At 73.2% G+C, this 16,360-nt stretch carries 19 protein-coding genes; 14 read left to right on the top strand and 5 right to left on the bottom strand.

Going from position 1 to position 16,360, the window contains the following annotated elements:
- The first annotated feature begins 52 nt into the window (after positions 1–52).
- Positions 53–640, top strand: a complete 588-nt coding sequence (locus ACZ6S4_RS05380; RefSeq protein ID WP_465473705.1) for a TetR family transcriptional regulator — start codon at positions 53–55, stop codon at positions 638–640.
- On the opposite strand, the gene ACZ6S4_RS05385 is transcribed toward ACZ6S4_RS05380, so the two are convergent.
- The gene (locus ACZ6S4_RS05385) at positions 637–1,248 is read right to left on the bottom strand and encodes an acyl-CoA-like ligand-binding transcription factor (RefSeq protein ID WP_465473706.1); all 612 of its coding nucleotides are present in this window, start codon (positions 1,246–1,248) and stop codon (positions 637–639) included. The two genes, ACZ6S4_RS05380 and ACZ6S4_RS05385, sit on opposite strands and share 4 nt — an antisense overlap.
- Positions 1,245–2,789 carry a DHA2 family efflux MFS transporter permease subunit gene (locus ACZ6S4_RS05390; RefSeq protein ID WP_465473707.1) on the bottom strand — a complete coding sequence of 515 codons (1,545 nt, stop codon included), beginning with the start codon at positions 2,787–2,789 and terminating at the stop codon, positions 1,245–1,247. Before ACZ6S4_RS05390 ends, ACZ6S4_RS05385 begins: the two co-directional genes overlap by 4 nt.
- Positions 2,790–2,849: 60 nt before the next feature.
- On the opposite strand from ACZ6S4_RS05390, the gene ACZ6S4_RS05395 reads away from it, so the two are divergent.
- The 3 genes from ACZ6S4_RS05395 (at position 2,850) to ACZ6S4_RS05405 (ending at position 4,820) form a co-directional block, all read left to right on the top strand.
- Positions 2,850–3,722 (top strand): amidohydrolase family protein, encoded by an 873-nt coding sequence (locus ACZ6S4_RS05395; protein WP_465473708.1) that lies wholly within the window; start codon positions 2,850–2,852, stop codon positions 3,720–3,722.
- A 67-nt stretch (positions 3,723–3,789) separates the two neighbouring features.
- Entirely contained in the window at positions 3,790–3,945 is a 156-nt protein-coding gene (locus tag ACZ6S4_RS05400; protein WP_360830816.1) for a hypothetical protein, read from the top strand.
- A gap of 14 nt (positions 3,946–3,959) precedes the next feature.
- Positions 3,960–4,820 carry a PfkB family carbohydrate kinase gene (locus ACZ6S4_RS05405; RefSeq protein ID WP_465473709.1) on the top strand — a complete coding sequence of 287 codons (861 nt, stop codon included), beginning with the start codon at positions 3,960–3,962 and terminating at the stop codon, positions 4,818–4,820.
- A gap of 167 nt (positions 4,821–4,987) precedes the next feature.
- On the opposite strand, the gene ACZ6S4_RS05410 is transcribed toward ACZ6S4_RS05405, so the two are convergent.
- Positions 4,988–6,391, bottom strand: a complete 1,404-nt coding sequence (locus tag ACZ6S4_RS05410; protein WP_465473710.1) for a serine/threonine-protein kinase — start codon at positions 6,389–6,391, stop codon at positions 4,988–4,990.
- Between the two features lie 300 nt (positions 6,392–6,691).
- Here ACZ6S4_RS05410 and ACZ6S4_RS05415 point away from each other — a divergent pair, with 300 nt between their 5' ends.
- The 7 genes from ACZ6S4_RS05415 to ACZ6S4_RS05445 all read left to right on the top strand — a co-directional run bounded on the left by ACZ6S4_RS05415 (position 6,692) and on the right by ACZ6S4_RS05445 (position 12,400).
- The gene (locus ACZ6S4_RS05415; protein ID WP_465473711.1) at positions 6,692–7,978 is read left to right on the top strand and encodes a hypothetical protein; all 1,287 of its coding nucleotides are present in this window, start codon (positions 6,692–6,694) and stop codon (positions 7,976–7,978) included.
- Positions 7,965–8,588 (top strand): class F sortase, encoded by a 624-nt coding sequence (locus tag ACZ6S4_RS05420; RefSeq protein ID WP_465473712.1) that lies wholly within the window; start codon positions 7,965–7,967, stop codon positions 8,586–8,588. The genes ACZ6S4_RS05415 and ACZ6S4_RS05420 overlap by 14 nt, the downstream gene beginning before the upstream one ends.
- A 55-nt stretch (positions 8,589–8,643) precedes the next feature.
- On the top strand, positions 8,644–9,999 hold the full coding sequence (locus tag ACZ6S4_RS05425; protein ID WP_465473713.1) for a VWA domain-containing protein: 1,356 nt from the start codon (positions 8,644–8,646) through the stop codon (positions 9,997–9,999).
- A gap of 158 nt (positions 10,000–10,157) precedes the next feature.
- Positions 10,158–10,307 (top strand): hypothetical protein, encoded by a 150-nt coding sequence (locus tag ACZ6S4_RS05430; RefSeq protein WP_465473714.1) that lies wholly within the window; start codon positions 10,158–10,160, stop codon positions 10,305–10,307.
- A 112-nt stretch (positions 10,308–10,419) separates the two neighbouring features.
- A complete protein-coding gene (locus ACZ6S4_RS05435) occupies positions 10,420–10,752 on the top strand; it encodes a hypothetical protein (protein ID WP_465473715.1) in 333 nt (110 codons plus the stop codon).
- Between the two features lie 236 nt (positions 10,753–10,988).
- On the top strand, positions 10,989–12,221 hold the full coding sequence (locus tag ACZ6S4_RS05440) for a glycosyltransferase family 2 protein (protein ID WP_465473716.1): 1,233 nt from the start codon (positions 10,989–10,991) through the stop codon (positions 12,219–12,221).
- Between the two features lie 17 nt (positions 12,222–12,238).
- Positions 12,239–12,400, top strand: coding sequence for a hypothetical protein (locus ACZ6S4_RS05445; RefSeq protein ID WP_360825058.1), 162 nt, complete (start codon positions 12,239–12,241; stop codon positions 12,398–12,400).
- Between the two features lie 231 nt (positions 12,401–12,631).
- Here the strand turns inward: ACZ6S4_RS05445 and ACZ6S4_RS05450 are convergent, their stop codons facing one another.
- Positions 12,632–13,096 carry a MarR family winged helix-turn-helix transcriptional regulator gene (locus ACZ6S4_RS05450; protein ID WP_465473717.1) on the bottom strand — a complete coding sequence of 155 codons (465 nt, stop codon included), beginning with the start codon at positions 13,094–13,096 and terminating at the stop codon, positions 12,632–12,634.
- 103 nt (positions 13,097–13,199) lie between these two features.
- Here ACZ6S4_RS05450 and ACZ6S4_RS05455 point away from each other — a divergent pair, with 103 nt between their 5' ends.
- Both ACZ6S4_RS05455 and ACZ6S4_RS05460 read left to right on the top strand, forming a co-directional pair.
- A complete protein-coding gene (locus tag ACZ6S4_RS05455; RefSeq protein ID WP_465473718.1) occupies positions 13,200–13,436 on the top strand; it encodes a hypothetical protein in 237 nt (78 codons plus the stop codon).
- A gap of 183 nt (positions 13,437–13,619) precedes the next feature.
- Positions 13,620–14,645, top strand: coding sequence for a poly(ethylene terephthalate) hydrolase family protein (locus tag ACZ6S4_RS05460; protein WP_465473719.1), 1,026 nt, complete (start codon positions 13,620–13,622; stop codon positions 14,643–14,645).
- Positions 14,646–14,709: 64 nt separating this feature from the next.
- On the opposite strand, the gene ACZ6S4_RS05465 is transcribed toward ACZ6S4_RS05460, so the two are convergent.
- Positions 14,710–15,717: an NADP-dependent oxidoreductase gene (locus tag ACZ6S4_RS05465; RefSeq protein WP_465473720.1), complete on the bottom strand. Its 1,008-nt coding sequence runs from the start codon at positions 15,715–15,717 to the stop codon at positions 14,710–14,712.
- 59 nt (positions 15,718–15,776) lie between these two features.
- Between ACZ6S4_RS05465 and ACZ6S4_RS05470 the strand changes: the two genes are divergently transcribed.
- Positions 15,777–16,301, top strand: a complete 525-nt coding sequence (locus ACZ6S4_RS05470) for a TetR/AcrR family transcriptional regulator (RefSeq protein ID WP_465473721.1) — start codon at positions 15,777–15,779, stop codon at positions 16,299–16,301.
- Positions 16,302–16,360 lie beyond the last annotated feature (59 nt).

The following is a 16,360-nucleotide window of genomic DNA, read 5'->3' on the forward strand; positions in this document are numbered from 1 at the left end:
GTCGCAAGGTTAGATGACGAGCGTCATATAAGATGGGTGCCGGAGGTGCGGGATGGCACGGGTGACCCAGGCACAGGCACAGCAGAACAGGGAACGGGTGATCGCCGAGGCGGCGCGGCTGTTCCGCGAGCGCGGCGTCCAGGGGGTCAGCGTCACCGACCTGATGGCCGCGGCCGGGCTCACCCACGGCGGCTTCTACAAGCAGTTCGCGTCCAAGGAGGCGCTGGTCGCGGAGGCGACCGGCCGGGCCTTCGGCGAGCTGGGCGAGCGGCTGACCGCCCTGGACACCCGGCATCCCGGCGACCACGCGGCCGCCCGGCGCGAGCTGCTGGACTACTACTTCTCCCCCGAGCACCGCGACCACGCCGGTCAGGGCTGCCCGACCACCGCCTTCGGCGGCGACATGGCCCGGGAGGCGCCGGACAGCCCGGCCCGCGAGCCGTACGCCGACGGGGTGCGCGACTTCGCCCGCTGGATGGCCGACGGCGACGACGAGGACCTGGTGGCGATCGCGACGATGGCGGGCGCCCTGATGCTGTCCCGGGCGACGGCCGGCACCGATCTCTCCGACCGCATCCTCACGGCCGCCCGCCGGTCACTGGACGACCGCGCCACCGAGCAGGGGCAGGTCCCCGGCTAGCCGGCGGAAGGCCCGACCGGGAGGCCGGCCTGGAGCAGGGCCAGCGCCCGGTCGAAGTCCTCGAAGTAAGCGGCGCCGTCGGCCATGGTCCGGCCACCCCGGTTGGCGGCCAGCGCGGCGCCCATGACCGCCCCCGCGACCACCCGGGAGGCGAAGTCGTCGCTCGGCAGTCCGGCCCGCTCAGCGACCACCTCGGCCATCAGGGTGATCGAGTCGGCGTACTGCTGCTGGATGCGCATCCGCAGCTCGGGCACGCTCGCGATGAGCTGCTGGCGGCGCCGCTCCTGCTGCCACTGCGCGTCGGTGAGCTGCCCGAACAGCTCCCGGACACTGCGCCGGATCGCCTCGATCGGGGACAGCTCGGCCGGCTGGGCCCGCAGCGCCGCGACCATCAGCGGGTCGTAGTCGTCGGTGAGGACCACGTCCTCCTTGGTCGGGAAGTACCGGAAGAACGTGCTCGGCGAGACGTCCGCCGCCTCGGCGATCTGGTCGACCGTCGTGGCGGCGTACCCCTGCTCGTGGAACAGCCGCATGGCGTGCTCGCGGATCGCGGCCTTGGTCCGGGCCTTCTTGCGCTCACGCAGGCCGGCCGGCGGGGTCGACGTCATACCACCGATTCTGCCGGTGCCGGCAGCGTCGTGGGTGGCAGGGGGGCGCTCGCCGGATACGGCGCCGCCGGGCGGGCGGGCAGGAAGAGCAGCGAGAGTACGGCACCAGCCACCGCCACCCCGCCCGCGACGACCAGCGCCAGGTCCATGCCGGAAGTGAAGGCGGCCTGCACCGATCCCAGCAGGGCAGCATCGCCCAGCCCACCGGCGACCGCGACCCCGGCGGTGGCACTGTCCCGGACGGCGTCGGCTGCCGTGGCGCTCAGCCCGGTCACGTCGACCCCGTCGCGGTACGCGCCGTTGAGCACCGTGCCCAGCACCGTGACCCCGACGGCCCCGCCGACCTGGCGCAGCGCCTGGATCAGTCCCGAACCCACACCGCTGCGCTCGGGCGAGAGTGCGCCGAGGGCGGCGTTCATGGCGGGCGGCATGGTGAAGCCCAGCCCGACACCCGCGACGGCGATCCAGGCCGCGACGAAGCCGTACCCGGTGCCCGGACCGGTGGTGGCGCCGGTGAACAACCCCGCCGCCATCAGCAGGAGCCCGGCCGTCACGACGGTCTTCGCCCCCAGGCGCGGTTCCAGCCGGCCCGCGACCCGCGCACCCACCAGCAGCCCGCCGATCACCGGCAGCAGGCGCAGCCCGGTGCCGAGGGCGTCGTTGCCGCCGACGGCCTGGAAGAACTGCGGCAGCGCGAAGAGCATCCCGAACATGCCGAAGCTCGCGACCGTGGCCAGCAGCGATCCCCAGGTGAAGGCCCGGGACCGGAACAGCGCGAGGTCCACCAGGGGCGCCCGGGCCCGCCGCTGCCAGGCCAGGAAGAGCGCCAGGACGGCGATCCCGCCCACGGCGGTGAGCAGCGACCGGGCGTCGGTCCAGCCGCGTTCGCCGGCCTCGATGATCCCGTACGTGAGGGCGACCAGCCCGGCCGCCGACAGCACGATGCCGAGCGGGTCGAAGCGCCGCGCCCGGTCACCGTGCGACTCCGGCACCCAGAGCAGCACCGCGATCAGCCCGGCCAGCACCATCGGCACGTTGATCAGGAAAACCGAGCCCCACCAGAAGTTGTCCAGCAGCCAGCCGCCGACGACCGGGCCGAGCGGGATGCCGAGCGCGCTGGCGGTCACCCAGATCGTCAGCGCCTTCGGCCGTTCCGCGGGGTTGAAGATCACGGTCAGGACGGCCGAGGTCAGCGGCATGAGGACGGCGGCGCCGAGACCGAGGGCGGCCCGGGCGGCGATGAGCTGGCCGGTCGAGACCGCGTACGCGCAGGCGACCGAGGCGGCACCGAAGAGCACGAGCGCGCCGATGAGCATCCGCTTGCGGCCGAACCGGTCCCCGAGCATGCCGGCCGGCAGCAGGGCGGCCGCCATCACCAGCAGATACGACGTGGTGATCCATTGCAGGTCACCGGTGGTGGCGTGCAGGTCGCCGGCCAGGGTGGGGAGCGCGACGCTGAGCACCGTGCTGTCCAGCCCGATGGCGAGAGTGCAGAGGGCGAGCGCGCCGAGCGCCCACCACCGCGAAGTGGAAGTAGCCATGAAATGACAGTAACATTCAAAAGCTAGTAGCTATCGGAATGTGACGTAGGCGATGATCGGGTGGTGAACGACTTCCTGAGCGAGCTCGGCCTGCCCGGGCTGGCCGACGTGCACACCCATTTCCTGCCCGAGCGGATGCAGCGCCGGGTCTGGGCCCACTTCGACCAGGCCGGACCGCTGATCGGCCGGGCCTGGCCGATCCGCTACCGCGGCACCGAGGCCGAGCGCGTGGCCGAGCTGGGCGCGCTGGGCGTACGGGTCTTCTCGGCGCTGGCGTACGCCCACCGCCCCGGGATGGCCGCCGACCTCAACACCTGGACGCTGGACTTCGCGGCACGTACCCCCGGCTGCCTGCCCAGCGCGACCTTCTTCCCGGAGCCGTCCGCGGCCGCCGATGTCCGCGCGGCGCTGGACCGTGGCGCCCACATCTTCAAGCTGCACCTGCAGGTCGGTGGCTTCGACCCCCGCGACGAGCTGCTGGACGAGGCCTGGGGCCTGCTCGCCGAGAGCGGCACCCCGGTCGTCGTGCACGCCGGCTCCGGCCCGGTCCCCCACGGCTTCACCGGCCCGGGCCCGATCGGCGCGGTGCTGGCCCGTCACCCGCGCCTGGCCATGCTCACCGCCCACCTCGGCGGCCCCGAGTACGAGGGCTTCCTCGAGCTGGCCGAGCGCTACGAACGGGTCGGCCTGGACACCACCATGGCGTTCACCGACTTCTTCGAGGAGCTGGCGCCGTACCCGCCGGCGCTGCTGCCCCGGCTGCGCGAGCTCGGCCTGGCGGGCAAGGTGCTGCTGGGCAGCGACTTCCCCAACATCCCCTACCCGTACGCCCACCAGCTCGAGGCCCTGCGCCGGCTGGAGCTCGGCGACGACTGGTTGCGCGCGGTCTGCTGGCACAACGCGGCCCGGCTTTTCGGTATCGATAGCGCGTAGATCCACGTCAGGGGTGCGCGGTTGTGCCACGATCACATCGATCAAGACCCACGGGACGAGGTGTGCGATGAAGAAGGCCGTCGGCTGGATCGTGCTGATCCTGGTCATCTTCTACATCGGCACCAACCCGGGCCCGGCGGCGGACATCGCTCAGGGCATCGGCGACGGCATCGCCGAGGTCTTCCGCAACGTCGGCACGTTCTTCTCCGAACTGGCGAACTGAGCCCCGGGCCCGCCGTGCACGTCGTCTGCGTGGGCCTGGCCACCGTGGACCTGGTGCAGCGCGTCGACCGGCTGCCCGGTGTGGACTCCAAGGTCGAGGCGCTCACCGCCGAGGTGGCCGCGGGCGGGCCGGCCACCAACGCCGCGATCACCGCGGCCGCGCTGGGCGCCCAGGTCACGCTGGTCACGGCGGTCGGCGCGCATCCGCTGGGCGGGTTGATCCGGGCCGACACCGAGGCGTACGGGGTGACGCTGCTCGACGCGACACCGCTGGCGCGTACGCCTCCGCCGGTCTCGGCCGTCACCGTGCTGGACGCGACCGGCGAGCGCACGATCGTCAGCCGGAACGCCGGCACCGCCGAGGCCCCGGTGCCCCCGGGCTTCACTGAGCTGCTGGCCGGCGCGGACGTGGTGCTGGTGGACGGGCACCATCCGCAGCTGGCTCTGGGTGCCGCGCGTAGCGGTCGGCCGTTGCTGCTGGACGCGGGCAGCTGGCGTCCGGTCTTCGCGGACCTGCTGCCCCTGGCCGACGTCGTGGCGTGCTCAGCCGCGTTCCGTCCGCCGGGCAGCGCACCGGTCCGCGAGGCGCTGCGGTCCGCCGGCGTGCGGCGCGGCGCGATCACCCGCGGCTCGCAGCCGGTGATCTGGTGGAACGGCGACGAGCACGGCGAGCTCACCGTGCCGGCCGTCCCGGCGGTCGACACGGCCGGCGCCGGAGATGCCTTCCACGGCGCACTCGCGGTCGCCCTCGGCCGCGGCGACGACCTGCTGCCGGCGCTGCGGTACGCGGTACGCATCGCCGGCATCCGGGTCCGGCACACCGGGCCGCGCTCCTGGCTCCGGTCCCTGCCGGACGGACCCGCGCACCTGACCTGACGGCCAGGGCCTGTCCTGCCGGTCATGGCGACGCCGAGCCGAGGTCCAGGTTTCGCTTCGCAAGTGGGCCGGACGGTCGAATACCGGGGTTGTATTCGGCCGTTCGGACCGCGCCGCGAGGCGGAAGCTGGGCCCGGCGCAGGCCGTCATGACCGGCAGGACAGGCCCTAAGCGCCCGGCGCCGGCCCGAAGCTGTCCAGCACCACGGCCATTCGCTGCAACTCCCCGGCCCACGCCGCGCCCGGCGCATGCCACTCCACCAGGTACGTGTCGCCGTCCACGCTGAGCACCCGGCGCAAACCGTGCATCAGTCCGGCGTCCGCGTCCCGGAACGTGTACTCCCAGACCGCGTCCGGTGGCTGCGCCAGCGCCTCGATCCGCACCCGCCGGTACGAGGCCAGCCGGGTGGCGCTCTCCGCGGCGATCAGTCCCGCGACGACGTTGCGCGGCGGCGGCTCCCACCGGCTGATCCGCAGGCTCAGCTCGCCCCGCGCGGCCCGGAACACGAGGTCACCGGCGGCGTTGCAGCTGCGGCGCCAGCCCGCCGGCACGGCCACCCGGAACTGCCCGGTCTCGGTCCACCAGCGGAAGTCCTCCGGCAGCACGAACCGGGCCCGGGCGACCGGGGAGGCGGCGATCGCGGGCCGGTCGCCGGGCCCGCCGTCCTGCCGTACGGCCGCAGCCGTCCCACCGAGCGCGGCCAGCAGGACAAAAGCCACCGCGACGGCCACCCTCCGCCGCTCCCGCCGGCGCGGCACCGCGGCCACCTCACGCAGCCGGTCCTCCAGCTCGGACGCCGTCAGCCGCTCCGCGGGCTCGGGCCGCAGCAGACCCTCCAGCACCTCGGTCAGCGGACCGGCCTGCACGGGTGGGTCGGGTGTGCCGGTGGTCAGCGCCCGCAGCGTGTCCTCGGTGGTCTCCCCCGCGAACGGGGGCCGGCCCTCCACGGCGTGGTAGAGCGTCGCGCCCAGCGACCACAGGTCGGCCTGCGCGGTCGACACCTGGCTGAGCAGCCGCTCCGGCGCGACGTACTTCGGGGAGCCGAGCGTGATCCCGGCGTTGGTCAGCGCGCGGACGCCGGCCTCGGTGCCCGCCGGGCCGAAGTCGGCGAGCACGATCCGCCCGTCGTCGGCGATGAGCACGTTCGCCGGCTTCACGTCGAGGTGCAGCACCCCGGCCCGGCCGGCCGCGTTCAGCGCGTGCAGCACGGCCAGCCCGATGGCGGCGGCCCGGGCCGGCGGCAGAGGCCCCGACTCCTGGAGGACTTCGAGCAGTGAGCGGGAGGCGACGTACTCCATGACGATCCAGGGGTCCTCGTCGTCGGACAGCACGTCGAGGATGCGGATCACGTGCGGGTGCCGGACCCGGGTCAGCGCCCGCGTCTCGCGCAGTGTCAGATCTCGGACGAGGTCGCGCTGCGCCGGGGTGAGGCCCTCCGGCGGCACGCATTTCTTGATGGCGACCGGGCGGGACCGCCGCTCGTCGTCGGCCAGCCAGACCTCGCTCATGCCCCCGGCGGCGAGGGCCCGCAGCAGCCGGTAGCGGCCGGCCACCAGGTGTCCTTGCGCCATGCCACACCCCGGACGTTTGCGAAGGTCAGCAGCCACTTCACGATACTGGACGGCGCCGCCGATGTCGGCCTCCCGAACGCGGAGTTCGGACGAGCCGGGGCTGTCCACACAGTCGCCCGGTCGCGCCACTCGGAGGACTTGAACGTCATCGATGCGCGCGTATCGTGGCTGCGACATCACCATCGGCAACCGTCCCGGTTGCCCTTGGTCACCGGCCCGCCGGGCTCCCGGCCGCCTCCCGGTGCGGTGGCGGTCCGCGCGTGGCCCGGCCGGGCGACGAGACGCTGGGCGATGAGGCGTATGCGGGAACACCGACCGACCCGACGACTGCTGCCGATGCTCTGCTTGGGACTGACCGCGATCCTCTCGACGGGCCCGGCCGCCGTCGCCACGCGCGGTCCGGTTGCGCCGGTCGTGGCGCCCAGCCAGGCCGCACACGTTCACCGACTGGCCCGCGTCCCCGCCGCCGATCAGGCCATCCGGTTGCAGGCGCTGCTCGGGCAGCACTCGATCCTGGCCGCCGACCTGATGCGAAGCCGGATCCGCGGCGACGACAGCTTCGTCCAGGCCGCCGACGCCGCACTCGGCCAGAACACCGACGCCATGACCGGCCTGATCGGACAGCTCTTCGGCGCCGCCACAGCCACCCAGTTCGGGCCGATGTGGTCCGAACACGTCGTGAGCCTGGTGACGTACGCCGCGGCCGTGGCCGACCAGGACGCCGGCGCGCTCGCCCACGCCCGCGAGGAACTGATCGAGTACGAGGAGGAACTCGCCGACTTCTTCGCCGGCGCGTCACAGGGCCGGTTGCCCCGGGCGGCCGCCCGCGATGCGGTCCTCATGCACGTCAACCACCTGACCCAGCAGGCGGACGCGTACGCGGCGGGCGACCACGCCGCCGCCGACCGGCTGTACCGGCAGAGCTTCCAGCACACGTACGACCTGGGCCTGACCCTGGCCGAGGCGCTGCTGCCGGCGGCCGACCGGGCCACGCTGCGGGAGCCGGTCTGGCGGCTGCGATCCCAGCTCGGCAAGTTGCTGGCGGAGCACGCCGCCCTGGTCGAGGACGTGAGCCGGGCGGCGGTCACCGGCACACCGGACTTCGACGCCGCCGCTGAAATGATCAACGGCAACACCCGCGACGTGGCGGCCGCGGTCGACACCCTGTTCGGCGCGCCGGTCGCCCGGCGGTTCCAGGCCCAGTGGGCGTCCCACGTCGAGCAGCTTGTGGCGTACGCGAGCGCCACCGCCGCCGGGCAGGACGACCGCAAGCAGCGCGCCCGCGAGGCGTTGCACGACTTCGAGCGGGGACTGGCGGCGATCCTCGCCCCGGCCACCGGCGGCCGGATGACCGCGGCCGCCCTGACCGAAGCGCTGGTGCAGCACGACGAGATGCTGCTGCGCCACGCCGACCTGTACGCCGCCAAGGACTACCAGCGCGCTCACGAGGTGGCCGGGCAAACCTACGAGCACATGTTCGAGCTCGCCCGCCGGCTCGCCGACGGCTTCGGGGCCCAGGTGGCGGCGCGCCTGCCGCAAGGTGGACCGGAGACCGGCCACGGCGGGCTCGCCGGTGGGCATCGCTGACATGCAGGCGTACGCCCGTACCGTGTCGCTCGCGAGCCTGGCACTGGCCGCCGTCGCCGTCCTGGCCGGCGCTCAGCCGGAGGCGACCGCGCGGCCGGCCACGGCCGGCGCCACACCGTCCGCCGCCGCACGGGCGGACGCCTTCCGCTCGGCCCGCACCTATCCCACCGTGGCGGCACCGGTCCGGCTACGGATCCGGGCGCTGCACGTCGACAGCACCCTGCAGCACCTCGGCCGGCAGGACGACGGGACGGTCGCCGTGCCGGAGCGTGCCGACGTCGCCGGCTGGTACGAGGACGGCCCCCGCCCCGGCCAACCAGGCCCCGCGGTGATCCTCGGCCACGTCGACTCCCGCACCGGCCCGGGCGTCTTCGTCGGCCTCCGCAACCTGAAGCGCGGCACGGAGGTCCGCGTCGACCGGGCGGACGGCACCACCGTGACGTTCCGGGTGCGCAAGGTGGCGCAGACCGCCAAGAACCGATTCCCCACCGACCTGGTGTACGCCCCCAGCCTCGACCCCACGTTGCGGCTGGTCACCTGCGGCGGAAGCTTCGACCACACTCGAGGAAGCTACCGGGACAATGTCATCGTGTACGCGGACCAGGCCTGACCGCCGCCGCACCCGAGCCGCCGCCCTGCTGCTGGCGACGGGCACGCTGCTGGGTGTGAGCCCCGCGGCAGCGGCAGCCCCGGTCCCGCTGCCGGTCACCGCTGTCCTGGTCGACGGCGCGCAGACGTCGCTGGTAGTTGACCTGAGCGCGAGCACCCTGCCGGCAGCCGTCTCGGTGACGCACGACGGCAAGCGCCGGCAGGCCACCGTGGAGCCCGTCGTGACGGACGGCCTCGCGGTCACCCTGGTCGTCGACACATCGGCGGCCGGCGCCGCCGCCCTCCCGGCGTGGCTCAGTGCGGCTGCCCGGTTCATCCTCGAAGCACCGGGCACCACCCGCTCGGCTGTGATCACCGGCTCGGCACCCGCCTCGGTCACCGCCGGCGGCGAGCGCGGGCGAGCCGGGGTGATCCGGGCCCTCACGTCCATGCGGCCCCGCGGCGAGCGCGACACCGCGGCGGCGCTGGGCCTGGCGGTACGGCAGTTCCCGACGGCTGAGAGCGGGCGGCGGGTGGTGGTGCTCTACACGACCGCGGCCGACGCGGGCGGCGAGCGGGCGGAGGTGCTGGCCGGCCGGTTCCGGGCGAGCGGCACGATCCTGGTCGTGGTGGGCACGGCCGCCGGGGGCTCGTACTGGGCGACTGCGGCGGCGGGCACCGGAGGCTTCTTCGCACCGGCGGGCGATCCGGTGGTCATTCCCGCGCTGGACCAGGTGACGACCACGCTGCGGGGGCGCCATCTGATCCGCTTCCCTACGCCACCGTCGTTGCCGGCGACGGTGTCCGTCCGCGTCGACGCGGGCGACCTCGAACTCGCCGGTGACGCGGTGGTGCCGGCGCCGGCGGCCGGCCCGCCCGCCACGGGTCGCCCGTGGAGCACGGTGGTGCTGCTGGGCCTGGTCGCCGCCGGCCTGACGGTCGCGATCGCCGCAATGCTCTGGTGGCGGCGTCGTCGATCCCGGCCACCGCCGTCCGGGGAGCACATCTCGGCACTGCCGCCCGCGGCTGCCCGACACCCGGCAGAACCACCGGCGGTCGCCGGCGAGCCCGGACCAGGCATACCGCCGGCGGTCGCCCGCGAGCCCGGACCAGGCATACCGCCGGCGGTCGCCCGCGAGCCCGGACCAGGCATACCGCCGGCCGATCACCAGGCGGCACCGCCGGCCGGGCAACCGCCGGCCGGGCAACCGCCGGCCGGGCAACCGCCGGCCGGGCAACCGCCGGCCGGGCAACCGGCGGCCGGGCAACCGGCGGCCGGGCAACCGGCGGCCGGGCAACCGGCGACCGTCGGGCACCTGCCCGCGACGCCGCCCGGGGTGGCCCGGGGACGGGCCAGGGTGCCGGGAGTTGTGGCTCGTGGCCGGGCCCAGGTGCCGCCGAGTTCCCGGGCGGATGAGCGGAACCAGCGATGACAGATCGCCACGGCCCTGCGCTGAGCACGGAAAACCGGCAAGATCGGGTTGTGGAGTTGTTCGCGGAGTCGGGGCGGCCGGAGTCTGGGCGGCCGGAGTCGGGGCGGCCGGCGAAGAAGCCGTGCGCCCGGTGCGGGCATCCCACCCGGGTGGACCGGATGATCCACGGTTTCGGCGAGGACTGCGCGCTCAAGCTCGGACTGATCGTCGCGGTTCCGCGGCTGCGCACCGATGAGCAGACCGGCACGGATCTGCTCGATCTGCTGGCCGAGGAGCCGGACGACTGCTGCGACGGCTGGGACCGTTGATCAACCCGTACGGGTGAATCGTCGCCGTTTGGATGATCTCTGCGTTTTTGCCCCCACCATGGCGGGGATTCCGTGGTCACCGAAGTGGACGAACGCCTCAGAGGAGACCACGATGACGACCTCCCCGATCACCGGTAGCCACCGCACCACCGGACTGCTGGCCGACGCCGACCATGACACCCGGCACTACGCCCGCCCGGTGCAGGGTGACGAGACCAAGCCCTCCTGGAAGACCACCGAGCTGTTCGTGTATCTCGCCGCGGTCGCCGGTGTCCTGCTCGCCTCGCAGCTCGTCGGCGACCGCGGTGTCAACGACGGCAGCGACTACTTCGCCGCCGACAAGGCCTGGTGGTACGTCACCCTGCTGACCATCGGTTACCTGGTCAGCCGCGGTCTGGCCAAGTCCGGTACGCGCAGCCGCGACGCCGACCCGCGTACCCGGTAAGCCCCGCGGGCCCGCACCGACACAGAGCCGGCCCCGCCGGACCGCCGCAGCTCCCCCCGACCGAGCGGCGGTCCAGCGGGGCCTCGTCGTGTCCGCGACCGGGCATATCGGACCGTACCGGCGCATGTCGACCCGGCCACTCATCACTGCGGCCCTGAGCCCTCAGCCGACCCGGCGGATCACGACCCCCTACGCCTGATGCGCGGCAGAGTCCATCGCGCTTACGTTCTGTCTCGATGATCATCAACAGGCCGCGGACCAGCGAATACGCCCGCCATGGTCGTGAGCCCGGCGTCGTGCGGACCCGCGTCAGCCGGCCGCGCAACCCGGGCGAGCAGACCCGGCGCGTGCCGCTGCCGGTCCGTACGCCGCTCGTCGTCGCCGTCGTCCCGGCCTACAACGAGGCCGCCTCCATCGCGGCGACCGTACGGGCCCTGCGCGAGCAATGGGCACCCCGCCTCGACGAGATCATCGTCGTGCCGAACAACTGCACCGACGACACCGCCCGGCTCGCCCGGGCCGCGGGCGCCACCGTGCTGGAGTTTCCCGGCGTCAACGTCCACAAGAAAGCCGGCGCGCTGAACTGGGCGATCACCAGGCTGCTGCCGCGGCTGCGCGACGAGGACGAGATCCTGGTCACGGACGCCGACAGCATGCTGGACCCGGACTTCACCCAGCACGCCCGCCGGGCCCTGCTGCGCCCGCAGCTCAATGGGCACCGCCGGTCGCGGCGCCGCCGGCCCGAGGTGGGCGCGGTCTGCGCCTGCTTCCGCACCGAACTAGCACCGACCAGCCTGCTGGCCCGCCTGCAACGCAACGAGTACGAGCGCTTCGCCCGCCAGACCGGCCGCGGCGGCGACAACGCCCTGGTGCTGTCCGGGGTGGCCACCCTCTTCGACGTCGGGGCGGTGCGGGCCGTGATCGCCGCCCGCGGTCACCGCCTGCCCGGCCATCCCGGCGAGTTCTACCACCGCGACACCGCCACCGAGGACATCGAGCTGACCTTCGCCTTCCGGGCGCTGGGCTACCGGCCGATGGCGCCCGCCTCGGCCCGCGCGGTCACCGACATCATGCCGACCTGGAAGGCGCTGAGGGACCAGCGGTTGCGCTGGCAGCGCGGCATGCTCGACAGCCTGCGCATCTACGGCCTCACCCGGGCGACCGCCGCGGACCTGGGCCGGCAACTGGCCATCTACGCCGGCTCCCTGATGGCGCCCGCCTACCTGCTGTTCCTGCTGGTGATGACGCTGGGCTACGGCGCGGTGCCGTTCTCCTGGAAGTGGGCGCCGCTCACGCTGGTGTTCGTCGCGGAACGGGTGTGGACAGTGCGCCGCAACCGCCCGTCGGACCTGCTGCTGGCGGCGGTCCTGCTTCCCGAATGGGCCTACGAGCAGTGGCGGTCGGGGGTGTACTGGCTGGCGGTCTGGAAGACCTTGCGCGGCTCCCGCCGCGAATGGATCAACGTCTGATTCCTGGGGAGGAAATCATGTACGGACAAGTTGCCGGTGGCAGCGCCACGGTCGGGGGCGGGGCGCTCGCTCTGACCGGCTTCAACACGGTATGGACGCTGGTCGCGGGCGTCACCCTGATGGTGGCGGGCCTGGCGGTCATGCGCCTGGTCCCGAAGCGGCGCCGGGTACGCGGCTGATCGTCGCCGAGTTGTCCGCGGCCCCTGCTTCCGCCCGGGACAGGGGCCCCGGCCATGCCCGGGCCGGGGACGCGCCGCCGTGAGCCGGGCCGAGAACCTCAGCAATGCGCGGGCCTTCGAACCGCGGCCCGCGTGGGACTGAAGCCCTGCGGCCGGGCGCGGATCGGTAGGTCCCAGCCGGACGTAGGTCGGCGGCCACGGCCGGACGTAGGTCGGCAGCCCATGCCTGGGTCAGGACGGACTGGGCTCGATCGGGCGGGCGGCGGCGATGACCCGGGTGAGGGCCGCGTGCAGGCTCCGCAGTTCCTCGATCGGCATACCCAGGCGCTGCACCACAGCCGGCGGGATCTGCTCGGCGCGGCTGCGCAGCGCCTGCCCGGCGGGCGTGAGCGTCACCGCCAGGCTGCGTTCGTCGGCCGGGTCCCGCTCCCGGCGCAGGTAGCCGATCGCTTCCAGCCGCTTGAGCAGCGGTGACAGCGTGCCCGGGTCGAGCTGCAGCAGCCCGCTGAGCTCGCGCACGGACAGCGGGGCGTGCTGCCACAGCGCCAGCATCACCAGGTACTGCGGGTGGGTCAGGCCCATCGGCTCCAGCAGCGGCCGGTAGACGGCCACGACGCCGCGGGCGGCGACCGACAGCGCGAAGCAGACCTGCTGCTCCAGGGCCAGCGGGTCCTCGGTGTCGACCGGGTCACTCATGCGCGTTCTCCTCAGCTCCATGGTTAGACTACCAATAGTTGGTACACAAACCATTGGTGCGGCAACGATCAATCGGAGTCGCGGGGCCGGGAGGGGTTCAGACATGCCGAAGGACGCAACGAGCCGGAGCGGCAACCGGCTCGCACGGTGGTTCCACGAGACGTTCGACAACTGGTTCTTCCGGTCCATGATCGGGCCGGCACAGACCCGCAATGCCGTGCACGGCGCCGAGGCGTATGCCCGAGAGCAATGGAAGATCGATCTTGAGGCCCGCAAGCGCTACACCCGTGAGCAGCGCGAACGCAAGCGCCAAGCCCGCGAGGCGGGACGCAGCCACTGAGCCTTCGAGGTTTCGTCATATCGGCGAAACATGATGACAGTGGGATTACCGGCGAGTAACCAATGTGACGGAGCATTGATCTGCCTCGATGGCGAGGCCGCCGGAACGGCCGTCCCCACGGGCCAACCCCGCGGTGCCGGACGACGTCGGTGAGTTCCTCCCCCACCCTAGGGAGCTCCGGACATGCGAAATCCCGCCAAGCACCTGCTCGCCGCCGCCACCCTCACCGCCGCCCTCGTCACCGCCCCAGCCGGCCCAGCCCTCGGGGCCGGCCCGAACCTCGCCGCCGGGACCGCCCGAACGGCCGCCCAACACCTCGCCGCCGCGACCACCGAAACGGCCCGGACCACCGGAACGGCCCGGACCACCGAAACGGCCCGGACCACCGAAACGGCCAGGACCACCGGAACGGCCGGCCGCGCCCTCGCGGCCAACCCGTACGAGCGGGGCCCCGCCCCCACCGTGGCCAGCATCGAAGCCGGCCGCGGCTCGTTCGCCATCGCCCAGACCACCGTGGCCCGGTCCAGCGTCTCCGGCTTCGGCGGCGGGACCATCTACTACCCGACCAGCACCACCGCCGGCACCTTCGGCGCGGTCGCGGTCTCGCCCGGCTTCACCGCCTCGCAGTCCAGCGTCGCCTGGTACGGCCCCCGCCTCGCCTCGCAGGGCTTCGTGGTGATCACCATCGACACGCTCAGCGTTTACGACCAGCCGGCCAGCCGCGGCACCCAGTTGCTGGCCGCGCTCGACTATCTGACCCGCACCAGCTCCGTACGCACCCGGATCGACGCGAGCCGGCTCGGGGTCATGGGCCACTCGATGGGTGGCGGCGGCAGCCTCTCCGCCTCGCGGACCCGTCCGCAGCTGCAGGCGTCCATTCCGCTGACGCCGTACCACTCCACCAAGAACTGGTCGTCGGACACCGTGCCCACCCTGATCATCGGGGCCGAGAACGACACGGTGGCACCCGTGGCGTCGCACTCGGAGCCGTTCTACACCAGCCTGCCGAGCAGTTCGGACAAGGCGTACCTGGAGCTGAACAACGCCTCGCACTCGGCGCCGGCCTCGGCCAACGTGACCATCGCGAAGTACAGCATCTCGTGGCTCAAGCGGTTCATCGACAACGACACCCGCTACGAGCAGTTCCTCTGCCCGGCGCCGAGCGGCCCGGCGATCCAGGAATACCGCGACACCTGCCCGCACTCCTAGAGGTCCCCGGACATCTCAGCGGCCCGCCACCGGAACGCCGGTGGCGGGCCCACCGGAAAGCGGATCAGGCGATCTTGACCAGGACCTTGCCCAGGCCGTCGCCGCGCAGCATGGCCAGGAAGGCCTCCGGGGCCTGGTCCAGCCCCTCGAACACGGTCTCGTGGTGCCGGATGCTGCCGTCGGCGACCAGCGGCGCCATCTCCTCGATGAACGCGCCCCGCAGGTCACCGTGGTCGCGGACCAGCATGCCGCGCATGGTGAGCCGCTTGCCGATGAACATGGCCAGGTTGCGCGGCGCGGGGGTCGGCTCGGTGGCGTTGTAGACACTGATCATGCCGCAGATGGTGATCCGGCCGTGCAGGTTCAGCGCCGAGATGGCGGCCTCGAGGTGGTCGCCGCCGACGTTGTCGAAATACACGTCGATGCCGTCCGGCGCCGCCCGCTTGAGCTGCTCGCGGATCGAGCCGTCGTGGTAGTCGAACGCGTCGTCGAAGCCCAGCTCGTCGGTGAGGAAGGCGACCTTGGCCGCTGATCCGGCGCTGCCGATGACCTTGGCGGCGCCCCGGTGCCGGGCCAGTTGCCCGACGACCTGGCCGACCGCGCCGGCGGCGCTGGAGACGAAGACGGCATCGCCGGGCTTGAACTCGGCGGTGCGCAGCAGACCCGCGTACGCGGTCAGCCCGGTCATGCCCAGCACCCCGAGGTACGCACCCAGCGGCGCCCGCGACGGGTCGACCTTCGCCGCGGAGCGGGCGTCCACCAGGGCGTACTCGCGCCAGCCGAGCCCGTGCAGCACCGTGTCGCCGGGCTTGAACCCGTCAACCGTCGACTCGACGACCTCGCCGAGCGCCCCGCCCTCCAGCGCCTCGCCGACCGTGAACGGCGCCACGTAGGACTTGCGGTCGTCCATCCGGCCGCGCATGTACGGGTCGACGCTCATCAGCACGTTGCGCACCAGCAGCTGACCGGGCGCCGGGTCGGCCACCTCGACGCGGGTGAATTCGAAGGTCTCGGCGGTGGGCCAGCCGTGCGGGCGGGCCGCCAGGCGTACCTCGGTGGAGTGGACGGACACTGGCCCTCCCGGAGATCGCGAATGTATACACTGCGCACATTAGGAAGGTGGTGTGTGCAGTGTCAACTTCGCGTCCCTATCACCACGGCGATCTGCGGGCCGCACTGCTCGACGCCGCGCTGGAGCTGCTGGAGGAGGACGAGACGTTCTCGCTGCGCGCGGTGGCGCGGCGGGCCGGTGTCTCGCCGAACGCCCCGTACCGGCACTACGCGGACAAGGAGGCGCTGCTCGCCGCGCTGGCGACGTACGGCTTCGCCCAGCTCGCCGACCGCCTCGAAGCCGCCGCCGAACTGACCGACATGGCCGAGCAGTACGTGGCTTTCGCCCTCGCCCACCCCGGCCTGTTCCGGCTGATGTACGGCCGACCCACCGCCAACGCCGCCGCCGCGCGCACGGCGGAGATCCTGGCGAGCCGGCTCGCCGCCCCGGCCCTGCAGATCGGCGCCTGGGCGATGGTGCACGGGCTGGCGGTCCTGCTCCTCGACGGCAAACTGACCTGCGCCGACCCGGCCCAGCTGGTGCGGACGACGGTGGCGGCCGCCCTGACTCCCGCGGCTCCGGCCGGAAACCGGCTCGACAACTGATCGCCCGGTGCGGTGTGCTGACCGGCGATGATCGACGACGAACGGCCCCGGCGCCCGGT

The sequence above is a fragment of the Actinoplanes sp. NPDC051405 genome, from assembly GCF_055586185.1.